Source organism: Pantoea sp. RG18 (assembly GCF_025910075.1).
GTDB lineage: Bacteria > Pseudomonadota > Gammaproteobacteria > Enterobacterales > Enterobacteriaceae > Pantoea > Pantoea agglomerans.
Genome location: NZ_JAPCIL010000017.1, coordinates 157028 through 169657 on the forward strand (window position 1 = coordinate 157028; position 12630 = coordinate 169657).

A 12630-nucleotide genomic window follows, 5' to 3' on the forward strand; every position below is an offset into this window, starting at 1 on the left:
TCAACAACGTCCGCTCCTGGCATAGAGTGGTCTGACATCGGATAATGCGCGCTATGAGCGAAAAGCGGATGCGATGAAATGAACGCTTACGACCTTATTCGATCACGATTTTTCACTCATCTCTGGCCAGCGTATTGCCTGCAGCACAGCCTTGCCTCTGCCGACCCAGCGTGATCCAGACCATCAGCGCGCAAATCAGCGTGACAGCAGCCAGAACTCTAAAAAGAAACGTATACGCAGTGTCATAACTGTCCTGAAGCAATAATCGTGAAATACCGGGTAACATCGCAGCGGCCTGCTCAGTACTGCCGCCCCCCAGCCATGCGGCAGCCTGGTGAATGACCTCTGGCGCATACCCGTGAACGGTGTTTTTCAGATTCAAATCATTCATTTCTGTTAAAAATGCTGACGCCATCGCCAGAGCGATCCCTTCTCCCGCAACGCGAACGGTATTAAAGAGGCCTGCGGCCATGCCCGCTTTCTCCACAGATACAGCTGAAAGTGCCAGACCATCCATCAGTCCCCATGGAAGCGCAGCGCCGGTACCGGTCATAATCAGTGAAAGCACAAGAAAATTACTGCTGTTACCCGGTAGTGCGTATCCGAGGAAAAGCAGCCCGACTGATGCGATAATAAGTCCTGCAGCTGAAACGGTTCCTGGAGAAAACCACCTTGTCAGCAGTGCCGCAATGGACGGGAAAACCAGCATTGGAGATGTCAGCGCCATAAGATAAAAAGCGCTCCGGGACTCACTCATCCCGTCACCGCCCATAAAATGCAGCGGAATAATAATCAGCAGCACAACATAGCAATAGCATGTTGCTATCGGCAGTAGCAGAACGCCGGCAAAGCGCGGGCGCAGCAGCAGAGAGATATCCAGAACAGGATTTTCAACCCCCAGGCAACGCACTACAAACCCGCTGAAAAGCAGCATGGCGGAAATGAAAAGGGCGAGTGTGGGAAACGATAAAAACCCAAAGGCAGGTATAAGCATCACCGCTGATGTAAATAACATCAGGGCTGCAGTAAACATGATTAATCCTGTGCCGTCTGGTTTCTGATGTCCGCTCTCTTCTGATGCTGGCAGAAACGCAGCACCGGTCAAAAGTACAATGCCTGAAAGCAGAGCTAACATGGCATACAACCATCTCCAGCCCAAAGCATCCGTAATGAAACCCATCAACATAGGGCCGAACGCCAGGCCCACGCCAAACATAGTGCCAAGTATGCTGAAGGCCCGTGTCCTGTCCGGACCTTCATAGAGACGGGCCAGTGCGGCGCTGCCGCTGGCCAATATCAAGGCCGCCGCAAGACCCTGCAGTGACCTGAACAACCCAGCCATAAAGATATCCTGTGTCAGGCAGATCATAACGCTGCTCAGGCAAAACAGGGCTGAGCCTGCGGTAAAAATGCGCTTTCTGCCAGTAACATCCGCAGCAACACCGGCTGACAACAAAAAACTGCCGAAAGTCAGCATAAATCCATTCGTCAGCCATGACAGCGCGGCAGGCGAGCCGCCAAGAGCCTGTTGTATTGCCGGCGTGGAGATTACACCACCGGTAAAGCTTAATGGCAGCAATATAGCCGCCAGATAAACAGAAAAGGCTGCCATATTCCTGGCATATGGACTGGGTGTTCTGGCTGAAGTTGCCATTGGGTGACCTTATGTTTCCGAAAAGCGGATGGGTTAACAAACTTCAGCAATGTTATTGCAGACATCAGAGTGAATAAATACACTGAAAATCTCTTCTTAACGGACATTAAGTTTATAATCAATGGACAGTCTGACCTCTCTTACTTCGTTTGTCCGGACAGCGGAGACGCTAAGTTTTGTACAGGCCGCAAGGCTGCTTGGGATTTCTGCCTCAGCGGTCGGGAAGAATGTCGCCAGACTTGAGCATAAACTGGGCGTACGTCTCTTAAACCGCAGCACCAGAAACGTGAGTCTGACAGCGGAAGGGGCTGCTTTATTAATCCGGTGCCAGCATATCCTTGAGCAATTACAGGAGGCGGAGTCAGAACTGACGAGCAGCTTAGCGCAGCCTGCCGGGAAGCTCAGGGTTTCACTTCCTGTCATTGGCTACAGGTTGATCCTTCCTCTTCTGCCGGACTTTTCCCGCCGTTATCCTCATGTAGAACTCGATCTCGATTTCAGCGACCGGCTGGTAAACATCATTGATGAAGGATTTGATGTAGCCATACGAAGCGGTGAACTGACGGACTCCCGACTGAAATCTAAAAAGGTTGGTGATTTTCGTTTTGTGCTCTGCGCCAGCCCTGCCTATTTGAATGAGTATGGCGTACCCGGCTCGCCAGCGGATTTAACGATGCACAGGTGCATTTCTTTTCGTTTTCCCTCAACCGGGCTGCTCCAGCCCTGGGAACTGCGCGGTATGTGCCCGGGTGCTGATTTGAGGACAGCCTCTGTTCTGACAGTAAATAATATAGAGGCTTCTGTTCGCCTGAGCCTGTCAGGTATGGGGATTTGCTATGTGCCCGGTTTTGTCGTTCGCGAATCTTTGAACACGGGGCAACTGAAAGAGGTATTGCCAGGTAGCTGTACCAGGCAGGGGGTTTTCTCGGCACTCTGGCCAGCCAGCCGGTATCTCTCACCGAGAATACGCTGCTTTGTTGATTTTATTGGTGAGTCCGGCCTGTCTCTGTAATCGGTACCAGGCAGTTAATGCTTTCTGAAATCGTATGCACTTTATTGCTTATCTTAAAATCATGAACGTCCGCTCCTGGCACAAAGCGGACTGACATGAGGCTAAGGTCCGTTATCAGCGAGGAGCGGACATCAGGCTGGCAGTTAGTCTCTGCCTCGATAATCACGTTGATTCAACTATACGCTTCTCAGTGTTACTGATTCCTTCTTACAGAGCAGGCACAAGACATAACGAAGAAATCGTATTCAACTGGAAGTTAAATGACTGATGATAAATTCAGGTTCATAAAAAACAGGAAAATTAACCGATCTTGCAATAAAACAGACTTTATGGATCTCATGGTGAATAGCCGTTGCAGCATCGAGATTTATACCGGCCTGAACCGTAATTTTGGGCCTGAGTATGGCTGAAATAAAACGACCTGCACCCCCTTTTAAAACCTCACCTGTGGCTATAGGGGAGTCTTCATAATCCAGCACAGTGATGCCTGCATCTGAGGCAAGATGCAGATACCACAACATATGGCAGGCGGAAAGAGAGGATATCAGGAGATCTTCAGGGTTCATTTTACCAGGATCGCCGCCCAGCAGAGGGTCATTTGAGCAATGAATGGTTTCCTTTCCGGTTATGGCGATATCCCATGTCCGCGCATATGACTTATAGCCCGATGTGCCCGTGCCCAAATTCCCTGTCCACGAGATATGTGACGTATAAACATGTTCCATTGATTTGCCGAACCTCTTTGAATGATGAAGCGATACATTAAAAATTACGAACCATCGGTCACTTTTCCTGATTCGTAATGAACGATACGGGCATCTAGCTACAAGATTGTCATAAAAGCTGAGTTTATGGAATAATGGTATACCATTTTTTATTTAAAGCAGATTCAATGAGCATAGTTTCTCTATCAACCGCTGACATGCTTGCCCGGGAGCTTAAACGTTTAATTAACAGCGGTTCATTGCAGGATGGAGATCGCCTGGTTGAAAGGGACCTTGCCAGCCAGTTTTCTGTCAGCCGTATTCCGTTGAGGGAGGCTATACAGCAACTTCAGCGGGAAGGTTTAGTTGAGGTTTACAGAAACCGTGGAGCGGTAGTAAAAACGCTTTCTGTCACCGATGTGGATGAAATTTACCAGCTCCGGGCTTTGATGGAAGGTGAGGCTATTTTTCAAAGTATGCAGTACATCGACTCTGAAACGATTAAACGAGCAGAGCTTGTACACAAACTTCTGGGGAGTACATCGGACCCCGAAAAGCAAGGTTTATATAATCGGGAGTTTCATGAACTGCTGTACCGAAAGTGTAAAAATCAGCGTCTGCTAAAGATGATAAATGAGTTGCAACAACAAATTGAAAGATATGAGGTTTTTCAACGTCACTTAGTATCGGACACCCTTAAATTTCAGGTAGAACATGAGCATATTTTAAGTGCCTGTCAGCAAAACGACCCAATAGGTGCTCGCGAACATACCGTTAAACACATTCTTTCAGCAGGACTAACTCTGCGATCTTATATTCTCGGCCGTTAAATACCTGAGACATACTGAAGCTAAAAATTAGCGTAATTGTACCGCTGTAACGTCCGCTTTTGGCACAAGCGGACGTTACTGGCTCAATTACGGTTATTTTCATGCATCCCTGGTCAACGATCAGTAATGTACCAGACCGCCATCTACCGCATACTGGCTGCCGGTAACATAGGATGCGTCATCGGACAGGAGAAATAGTGCAACTGCCGCGGCCTCTTCTGCTGTTCCTGCGCGACCCAAAGGAACCTGGCTTACCACAAAATCTTCAAACTGCCGACGTGACTCCTCTGGCATAAAGTGCCTGAAATTGGTTTCAATCGGGCCTGGCACCAAAGTGTTGGCGCGGATACCGCGTTCAGCCAGTGCAGATGCCCAGCTTTTAACCATAGCGATAACGGCGCCTTTCGTTGCTGCATAAAGGCTTGTCATCGCCGCACCTTCATATACAGATGAGGATGAAGTAACCAGAACGGATGCGTCTGAATTAAGTGATTTGGAGAGGGCTGCCAGCTGTAGCATCGGACCGCGCACATTAGCGTTCATCATGCGATAAAAAGAATCTGCCGTTACAGATTCCGGAGAGCTTACCTCTGCGAAGCCAGCATTAAGCCATAATCCATCAAGTGAACCCCAGCCACTAATCGCTTCCTGCAGCGCATTTATGTCAGTTTCGCCTGCAGCATCGCTTTTCATAACAAGCGATGTCGCAGGAAGCATGCTGCGTGCACGTTCCAGCCTTTCTTCATTTAGCCCCGTAATAGCTACATGACCACCTTCCGTGACAATACGCTGAGCGCCTGCCAGCCCCATTCCACTCGTACCACCAGTGATCAATATACGTTTACCCTGAAACCTGCCCATGCTTACTCCCTTTATTTGGCTTTGGAATCAGCATTTACCTTACGTAAAAAAAACACTATTCGTCATCTGTTTCATTACGCAACGATGACATTGCTTCTTGAATGTCCGCTCCTGGCACAAAGCCAGCCGTTCTGGCGGCGACTTATCTAAACAACATGGGGAACAGTTTATTCCCCATGTATGGCAGGAATATACCCGCCGCGCGTTCATCATGATTACGGTTGCTTGCTGTTACCCAGCACTTTGTTAATCGCTTCGGTCCCACATTGATCGTCGGATTCCGCGCCGCCGGTGCCCGCCATGCCGATAGCGCCGATCCACTGGCCGCGATATTGCACCGGCACGCCGCCGCCAAGCAGCAATAGCTCATTAACCGTATTCAGGTTGACGCTTTCCGGTGAGGATTGCGCCTTTATGGTCAGTTGTCTGGTTGGCGTTTTGGTGGAGAGCGCAGTAAACGCTTTACGCCATGCCGCCTGAGTGTTGTGCGGCCCCACGTTGTCATCCCGCATCAGCGTGACCAGATTTCCACCCCGATCTACCACGGCGACTACGCCTTGACGATTCATATTATGGCAGGCGGACAAGGCCTCCGTTGCCAGTTGATTACTCAGCGCCTGCGTCATGTCATAGACGGAGGCTGGCTCAGCAGCGAGCGCCACGGCAGGTCCGGTAGTCAGCATCAATGCCAGCAGTAAACGTTTCATTTATTTCAGCTCCCGCGATAGGTGGAATATCCGTACTGGCTCAGCAGCAACGGAATGTGATAGGTGGTCGTGGTATTGGTGATATGGAACTCCACCGGGATTTCGGGGAAGAAACTCTGCTGTTGATGTGCCGCAAAATAGTGACCGGTTTTAAAAATCACCCGATAGTCTCCCGCCTCAAAGGGCTTTGCTGGCCAAAGGGCATCAATCCGACCCTGCTGATTAGTATTGGCGGTATTCAGTACTTTCCAGCTTTCTCCATGTTTCTGCTCAAGCATTACCTCAACCTCTGAGGCCGGCAGCCCGGTCTGCTGGTTCAGCACGTGAACGCTCAGCGGATTTTTACTGGCCGCGAAGGTGACCGCGGGAACGGCAAGCAGCGTAGTGAGGGCCAGGGCAGTGAGACTCTTTTTCATTTTTTGATACTCCGGTGTTAATCACCCCGCTGTTATACCTGTACGGTTGTTCGTTCTGTCTGTCAGAAAGATGACCATATTGTCATCTGGCGCTGAAACACTGTGGCGGTTATAAATTTCATGGCAAACTGCGCCGATGAAACTATTACTGATTGAAGATAACCAGAAGGCGAGCGCCTGGGTGCGTAAGGGGCTGGAAGAAGCGGGCTATATCGTGGATTACGCCGCAGACGGCCGGGATGGCCTGCATCTGGGGCTGTCACATCCCTACAGCCTGGTGATACTGGATATTATGCTGCCGGGGATGGATGGGTGGCAGGTGCTGAAAACCCTGCGTACCGCCAGTCAGATTCCGGTGATTTGCCTGACCGCCAGAGACTCGGTGGATGATCGGGTGAAAGGGCTGGAACTGGGGGCCAATGATTACCTGGTTAAGCCGTTCTCTTTTGCGGAGTTGCTGGCTCGGGTAAGAAATCAGCTCCGGCAGCAGCAGCCGCACAGTAGCGTACTACGGGTGGGCGATCTGGTGCTGGACTCAGCGCGCTTTCAGGTTCTGCGTGACGGTGTCACTCTTGCACTGACGCGCAAAGAGTTCATGCTGTTATGGCTGCTCGCCAGCCGTCACGGTGAGATTCTGCCGCGGACGCTGCTGGCCAGCGAAATATGGGGCGTTAATTTCGACAGTGAAACCAATATCGTCGATGTTGCTATCCGCCGCCTGCGCCGTAAAGTCGACGACCCCTTTCCTAAAAAGCTCATCACTACGGTAAGGGGCATGGGATATTGCCTGTCAGAAAAAGGAGGCGAGGGTGACTAGCCCTTCTCTGACGCTGCGGCTGACGGCAATTTTTACGCTGATCATGGCGATGGCCTGTGGCGGCATCAGCCTGATTCTGTATAAAGCGTTACGCAGTGAACTGGTCTGGCGGGACGATCAAACGCTGATTAATCGGGCGGCGCAGTTAAGACAACTGCTTGAAGATGGTGCCCATCCCAGCTCGCTGCCGCTCTACTTCAATCGGATGGTCGATATCCATCAGGACATTCTCAGCATCCGCTCGCAGCATGAGCAAAACGTCAGTATTAATCATACCGGGATAACGTTGCCCGCGATCTCGTCCACGCCGGTCAGTACGCCACCCAGTGAGAAACAGCTGCACCGCTGGATCAATGCGGATAAGACGGAAGCGTCGGCGTTAAGCCTGCAGGCAAACTCCTCGCTCGGGCCGGTAACTATTACGCTTGCCCGGGTCGCGCGGGAGCGAGCATTGATGCTTGAGCGTTATCGCCAGCAAAGTATTCTGGTTTCACTTGCGGCCATTTTGCTGTGCGCCGCAGTCAGTCCGCTGTTGATTCGCAGAGGGCTAAGGGCGATCGGCCGGTTAAGTAAGATCGTGGCAGAAACGGCCAGTGACCGGTTAAATCAGCCCGTGCCGCTACAGGCTATCCCGCAGGAGCTGCTACCGATTGGCAATGCGCTTAACGCTATGCGTCAGCGCTTATCCACGGACTTTAACCGTCTGACTCAGTTTGCTGACGATCTGGCGCACGAAATCCGCACGCCCATTAATGTGTTACTGGGCCAGAATCAGGTCGCGCTGGGTCATGAACGCTCAGCCGCTGAATATCAGACGCTGCTCGAAGGCAACATTGAAGAGCTTGAGAGTCTGTCGCGTCTCACTGAAAACATTCTCTTTCTGGCTCGCGCCACGCACCACAATATCAGACTCAATAAACAGGACTTCCTGCTGCAGGACGCGCTGGAAGCGCTGATCGACTTTCTTGAACCGGTTGCGGAAGAGCAGGATAAAGTCATTGAGCTGATCGCCGAAGGCAGCCTCACCGCGGATAAAATGCTGTTCCAGCGTGCGATGAGTAATCTGTTGATCAACGCCATTCGTTATTCGCCAGAGAAAGGCATGATTCAGGTCAGTACCTGTCATCACGCTGACTACGTTGAGATTGAGGTGTTGAACGCGGGCGAAGCGCTGGAGGAGCCTGAAAAATTATTTGAACGCTTCTGGCGGGGCGATAACGTCCGTCATACGGCCGGAAGCGGGCTGGGACTGTCGCTGGTACGCGCAATCGCCGCTTTACATGGCGGAAGTGCTTACTACCGGCATAAGAACGGGCGCACTATCTTTGGCTTGCGCCTGCCCCGAAAGTGAGCGCCTGTACGAAAACCTAATCGGTGCTGCTTTAATGAAAGCAGAGGGGGATGGAAGCGATCTGCGGAAGTCATTAAGTCAGACACCGCCACCCCCTTGCCTGTTACACGCTACCTAACCGGCATAGCGTCAATTCACAGAACATTAAACGCCGCGTTCTCCGGTTAATTCAGGCACCACTTTGCATACTGGTGACATCCTGCGGGCCCCAGGTTCGCTGGAGTCTGCATCGGCACATGACGGTGAAGTGTTTAAAGGCTGGCCCCTTCAACCAGCACAAACGTCCCGTGCGCAGCCCCTGCACGCAACAGCCTGGCAGCCTGATACGCAGGGCTTTCATAAAAACCTTTGGCTTCGGCAAAAGATTCGAACTCAAATACCACATGCCGTTCATGCGCCTCTCCCTCCAGATTTTCATACTGCCCTGACCAGGCAACGATCTTCGGATTAAACGCCTGCATGGCTTCGCCTGCAGCTCTGGCATAGTCAGCGTATGCGACAGGGTCCGATACGGTCACGTGAGCGATTAAATAACCTTTGTTCATTTCTCTTTTCCTTCCTGACAGGGGGTAAAATCCAGCGTAAGGCAGCGCGACTGGCGTGCACCGAATCCGGAATAGGGGTTAAGTTTTCAAATCTTCCTTCGGGTCAACGGACTGAGTGGTGAGTAACAACCTTTTCACTGAGTGCTTCCCGGTACTCTGAGCCATGTTTGTCGCGGAACCGGCAGTGTTCTGAGACAGTGCTTATGTACACAAATCTGCATGGCAGTTCGCAACGGCGTTGAGCCTTTCAGAAAGACGGTTCACCTTCATAACGTTCAGATCGCGTTCTGTAATATCCGCGGTGTGAAAGCAGTCTATTACCCATTAATATGGTGATAAATAACGTAAGAAATAACGCACTGTTACTCTGAAGGGGAACAATGAATGAAAAACCTTGAGGCGCTGATTATTTTTGCACGCGTGGCGGAAATGAAGAGTTTTACTCAGGCAGCTGAAAGCCTGGGTATTCAGAAAGGACGCGCCTCACTAGTGGTGCGCGAACTCGAAAGGGAGACAGGCGCGACGCTTCTGCATCGCACCACGCGAACAGTGCAGTTAACGGAAGATGGACGGGCTTTTTACTCACGCGCCCGCGATCTGTTATCGGAAGCCGAAGAATTACAGTCCATGTTCTCTCACGAGGGGATGTCACTGCGGGGCAGGATACGCGTTGATATGCCTGCCGTGCTGGCACAATGCGTGGTGATCCCCGCGCTGCCTCAGTTGCTGGAGGCACACCCTGAACTGGAGATCGAGCTTTCAAGTACGGATCGGCGCGTTGATTTAGTTCATGAAGGGTTTGATTGTGTTATCCGTCTGGGGCCAATCGTTGATGACACGCTTATTGCTCGCCCGCTGGGGCAGCTGCGCATGATCAATGCAGCCAGTCCGGGCTATCTGGCGCGCTTTGGGATACCGCAGACGATTGATGACCTTCTCAGTCAGGGACACCAGATGGTTCATTACCAGCGGAGCTTTGGTTCGAAGCCAGATGGCTGGGAGTATCCGGCGGATGATGGCTATCAATTGCTGATGTTACCCGGCGCCATAAGGGTCAACAGCGTACCGGCCTATCATGAGGCGGGACTGGCCGGGCTGGGCTTGATTCAGGGCGGTTACTCCACGCTGGCGCCCTATATTGAGCGCGGTGCGCTGGTTGAAGTCCTTACCGATCTGTGTCCTGAGCCGCTCAGTGCCTCTTTTGTTGTCGCGCACCGACGAAATCTGTCGCGGCGTGTCAGAGCCTTTATGCACTGGACCGAAGAAATTTTAAAACCTTATTTTGACTGATAGCACAGTGATTCTTACGCCAGATAAAAGTACAACAACAGGGTAGGTGGCAAACCAAACCAGAAGTACAAATTTAATCACCGCTATGCTAATATTTCCGCGCTTATTAAGGCGTCCTGCCATGCGTAGAATTTTTGGGAACGCAGTATGATCGATAAATATCAAATTCATCATGACGTCGATGTGCTGCTTTTCATACGCCACATCTGCAAACTCGTTTATACGGGACTTATTTTGCTGCTGCTTATTCCTCATATTGCCAGTGCCGAAATAAAAGATGGCAAAGCCAATGATATCGTCAGTGGTATTATCAGCTTCACCCAGTGGACGGGCTTAAAACAACCGCCTCAATTATGTATTTTTTCTTCAGCCCGGCATCTCTCCTTGCCGGACAATGCCTCCTCTGCGGCAGCCACATTCACCGTTGTTTATCTTGCCAGCGCAGGCGACCTGCCGTCGCACAGATGCGACGCCGTCTATTTCGGCGATCAGACGTCACAACAGCAGGTGGACCTGATTCAGCAGTTTAAGGGCAGAGCCGTCCTTACCCTCGCGGAGAACAATGCGGATTGCACGCGGGGCGCCGCGTTTTGCCTGATTTTTCATCCGGGCCACACGCTTTTTTCCGTTAACCTTGATTCGCTTGCCAGAAGCGGTGTCAGGGTGAGTCCGGACGTGCTTTTGCTGTCCCGCGAGAGAAGCGAATAAAATGAAATTCGATAAATTAAGAAATGACAAATCATCGATACGCAACAAACTGCGAAAAATAAGCACCATCAACGCTGCGGTGATATTACTGTTGTGCTGGCTGTTGCTCTCCTCGACGTCGCTGCTATTTATTAAAAATTACGAGAAGCGAAACCTTGAATTAATCGGCGCAACCCTCAGCACCACGCTAACCGCTGCGACCGTTTTTTCCGACAGTTACGATGCGCACAATAAAATTGCACGGCTCGGCAATGAAGGGATGTACGCGTCTGCGAAACTGGTCACTAAAGATCAAATTGTTCTGGTCAACTGGCATGCTCAGCAGGAGCAGACGGGCTGGTATTCGCGGTTATTACGTGAATGGATTTATCTTAAACCGCTTAACGTTAGTATCATTCACTCTGACGTTGCTGTCGGTACATTAACGCTGGAAGGCACCGTGACCGGCGCGGTGAGTTTCATTCGATACTCCTTCATGATTCTGACCAGCGGTATGCTATGTGTCCTGATTATCTCCCTTTTGCTGAGTGAATTTCTGCATCGGGGTATGCTCGCTACACTGCGCAACATTACCAGTTCGATTCACTATGTGATTCATTCCGGTGATTTTTCCTTGCGTATACCGGAGAGCACGACGAGTGAGTTTCAGCTATTTTCAGATGATCTGAATTCGTTGCTGAGGGAAATGCAATCGCTGAAGGCTTCGCTTATGCGTGATAATCGCTCGCTGGCAGCCAAAGCGCTGGAGGACCCGTTAACCGGTCTTGCAAACCGCAGCGCGTTTGCTGCTCACCTTTCGCGGCTTCTCGACCAGCAATATGCTGAGGAGCGTTTTGCCTTACTCTTTCTTGATGGCGATCGCTTTAAAAGCATCAACGATAACTGGGGCCATGCCGCCGGGGATGAGGTATTAAAAGCGATAGCAGCACGGCTGTTATCACTGGCATCTGAACAGGATCTAGTCGCCCGGTTAGGTGGGGATGAATTTGCCATGCTGGTGAGCAGTCAGGTCAGTGAGGAGCAATTACAGCAACTCATGCAGGACATCCATGACCTCATCATGGAAAAAATCATCCTTGCAGAAGGTACGCCGATAAATACCTCGGTTACCATTGGCTACGCCTGGTCACAACACGGCGATACGGTTGAGTCTATTCTCGAACGCGCTGACATGAATATGTACAAAAATAAGCGAACAAATAAGGCTTAAAGATGAAAAAAAATATTTCCCTGATGCTGCTTATTTTGGCGCTGGTCGGTTGTCAGTCTAAAGAACGTTTTACTGAGGCGCAGATCGCAGCGATGAAGCGTGCGGGATTCACTCAAAATATGGAAGGCTGGGGATTAGGCTTATCAGACAAGATCCTGTTTGGTGTAAACGAGTCAGAACTTACACCCTCCAGCAAAAGTAACATTCAGGGGATGGCAAAAAACCTGGCGTCGACCGGTATTAAGCATGTGCGAATTGACGGGCACACCGATAATTACGGCAAACCGGATTATAACCAACAGCTGTCGCTAAAAAGAGCTAACGCAGTCGCGTCACAGTGGGCGGAAGGGGCTGCTATACCGCGCGAAAATATTATCACACGTGGATTAGGCATGAGTGCACCGGTTACCAGTAACAATAGTGCACAGGGACGCGCGCAAAATCGGCGTGTGGCAATTGTGATTACTGCGCCGTGATAATGAGTAGTGCTGCACGCTCAGGCCGGTATGACTCAATATCCTGCCT

General features: G+C 50.9%; 14 protein-coding genes. 8 read left to right on the plus strand and 6 right to left on the minus strand.

All coding sequences use genetic code 11. From position 1 onward, the window contains the following. Positions 1-112 precede the first annotated feature (112 nt). Positions 113-1654 (minus strand): MFS transporter, encoded by a 1542-nt coding sequence (locus OK409_RS19665; RefSeq protein ID WP_264367371.1) that lies wholly within the window; start codon positions 1652-1654, stop codon positions 113-115. A 121-nt stretch (positions 1655-1775) separates the two neighbouring features. On the opposite strand from OK409_RS19665, the gene OK409_RS19670 reads away from it, so the two are divergent. Then, positions 1776-2666 (plus strand): LysR family transcriptional regulator, encoded by an 891-nt coding sequence (locus OK409_RS19670; RefSeq protein WP_031592438.1) that lies wholly within the window; start codon positions 1776-1778, stop codon positions 2664-2666. A 245-nt stretch (positions 2667-2911) separates the two neighbouring features. Here the strand turns inward: OK409_RS19670 and OK409_RS19675 are convergent, their stop codons facing one another. Next, a complete protein-coding gene (locus OK409_RS19675) occupies positions 2912-3391 on the minus strand; it encodes an OsmC family protein (protein WP_264367372.1) in 480 nt (159 codons plus the stop codon). A 167-nt stretch (positions 3392-3558) separates the two neighbouring features. Between OK409_RS19675 and OK409_RS19680 the strand changes: the two genes are divergently transcribed. After that, complete coding sequence (locus tag OK409_RS19680) at positions 3559-4200, plus strand: GntR family transcriptional regulator (protein WP_264367373.1); 642 nt, start codon at positions 3559-3561, stop codon at positions 4198-4200. A gap of 120 nt (positions 4201-4320) precedes the next feature. Here the strand turns inward: OK409_RS19680 and OK409_RS19685 are convergent, their stop codons facing one another. The 3 genes from OK409_RS19685 to uraH all read right to left on the minus strand — a co-directional run bounded on the left by OK409_RS19685 (position 4321) and on the right by uraH (position 6184). Further along, complete coding sequence (locus OK409_RS19685; protein WP_264367374.1) at positions 4321-5061, minus strand: SDR family oxidoreductase; 741 nt, start codon at positions 5059-5061, stop codon at positions 4321-4323. Between the two features lie 215 nt (positions 5062-5276). Beyond that, positions 5277-5768: a GlcG/HbpS family heme-binding protein gene (locus tag OK409_RS19690; protein WP_010247306.1), complete on the minus strand. Its 492-nt coding sequence runs from the start codon at positions 5766-5768 to the stop codon at positions 5277-5279. A gap of 5 nt (positions 5769-5773) precedes the next feature. Further along, positions 5774-6184 (minus strand): hydroxyisourate hydrolase, encoded by a 411-nt coding sequence (gene uraH, locus OK409_RS19695; protein WP_010670296.1) that lies wholly within the window; start codon positions 6182-6184, stop codon positions 5774-5776. Between the two features lie 136 nt (positions 6185-6320). Here uraH and hprR point away from each other — a divergent pair, with 136 nt between their 5' ends. Continuing rightward, the gene (hprR, locus tag OK409_RS19700) at positions 6321-7001 is read left to right on the plus strand and encodes a response regulator transcription factor HprR (protein WP_022624753.1); all 681 of its coding nucleotides are present in this window, start codon (positions 6321-6323) and stop codon (positions 6999-7001) included. Next, on the plus strand, positions 6994-8352 hold the full coding sequence (locus OK409_RS19705) for a heavy metal sensor histidine kinase (protein WP_182500447.1): 1359 nt from the start codon (positions 6994-6996) through the stop codon (positions 8350-8352). The genes hprR and OK409_RS19705 overlap by 8 nt, the downstream gene beginning before the upstream one ends. A gap of 251 nt (positions 8353-8603) precedes the next feature. On the opposite strand, the gene OK409_RS19710 is transcribed toward OK409_RS19705, so the two are convergent. Further along, entirely contained in the window at positions 8604-8897 is a 294-nt protein-coding gene (locus OK409_RS19710; protein WP_010670299.1) for a DUF1330 domain-containing protein, read from the minus strand. Between the two features lie 384 nt (positions 8898-9281). Here OK409_RS19710 and OK409_RS19715 point away from each other — a divergent pair, with 384 nt between their 5' ends. From OK409_RS19715 to OK409_RS19730, 4 genes are all read left to right on the plus strand, one after another. Then, positions 9282-10187: a LysR family transcriptional regulator gene (locus tag OK409_RS19715; RefSeq protein ID WP_264367375.1), complete on the plus strand. Its 906-nt coding sequence runs from the start codon at positions 9282-9284 to the stop codon at positions 10185-10187. Positions 10188-10334: 147 nt separating this feature from the next. After that, positions 10335-10895 carry a YfiR family protein gene (locus OK409_RS19720; RefSeq protein ID WP_010670301.1) on the plus strand — a complete coding sequence of 187 codons (561 nt, stop codon included), beginning with the start codon at positions 10335-10337 and terminating at the stop codon, positions 10893-10895. 1 nt (position 10896) lies between these two features. Continuing rightward, positions 10897-12105, plus strand: a complete 1209-nt coding sequence (locus OK409_RS19725) for a diguanylate cyclase domain-containing protein (protein WP_010670302.1) — start codon at positions 10897-10899, stop codon at positions 12103-12105. Positions 12106-12107: 2 nt separating this feature from the next. Then, entirely contained in the window at positions 12108-12581 is a 474-nt protein-coding gene (locus tag OK409_RS19730; protein ID WP_033786942.1) for an OmpA family protein, read from the plus strand. Positions 12582-12630 lie beyond the last annotated feature (49 nt).

Coding starts and splice junctions, on each gene's coding strand:
- OK409_RS19665 (WP_264367371.1), bottom strand. CDS start 1,654: ATGGCAACTTCAGCCAGAACACCCAGTCCATATGCCAGGAATATGGCA.
- OK409_RS19670 (WP_031592438.1), top strand. CDS start 1,776: ATGGACAGTCTGACCTCTCTTACTTCGTTTGTCCGGACAGCGGAGACG.
- OK409_RS19675 (WP_264367372.1), bottom strand. CDS start 3,391: ATGGAACATGTTTATACGTCACATATCTCGTGGACAGGGAATTTGGGC.
- OK409_RS19680 (WP_264367373.1), top strand. CDS start 3,559: ATGAGCATAGTTTCTCTATCAACCGCTGACATGCTTGCCCGGGAGCTT.
- OK409_RS19685 (WP_264367374.1), bottom strand. CDS start 5,061: ATGGGCAGGTTTCAGGGTAAACGTATATTGATCACTGGTGGTACGAGT.
- OK409_RS19690 (WP_010247306.1), bottom strand. CDS start 5,768: ATGAAACGTTTACTGCTGGCATTGATGCTGACTACCGGACCTGCCGTG.
- uraH (WP_010670296.1), bottom strand. CDS start 6,184: ATGAAAAAGAGTCTCACTGCCCTGGCCCTCACTACGCTGCTTGCCGTT.
- hprR (WP_022624753.1), top strand. CDS start 6,321: ATGAAACTATTACTGATTGAAGATAACCAGAAGGCGAGCGCCTGGGTG.
- OK409_RS19710 (WP_010670299.1), bottom strand. CDS start 8,897: ATGAACAAAGGTTATTTAATCGCTCACGTGACCGTATCGGACCCTGTC.
- OK409_RS19715 (WP_264367375.1), top strand. CDS start 9,282: ATGAAAAACCTTGAGGCGCTGATTATTTTTGCACGCGTGGCGGAAATG.
- OK409_RS19720 (WP_010670301.1), top strand. CDS start 10,335: ATGATCGATAAATATCAAATTCATCATGACGTCGATGTGCTGCTTTTC.
- OK409_RS19725 (WP_010670302.1), top strand. CDS start 10,897: ATGAAATTCGATAAATTAAGAAATGACAAATCATCGATACGCAACAAA.
- OK409_RS19730 (WP_033786942.1), top strand. CDS start 12,108: ATGAAAAAAAATATTTCCCTGATGCTGCTTATTTTGGCGCTGGTCGGT.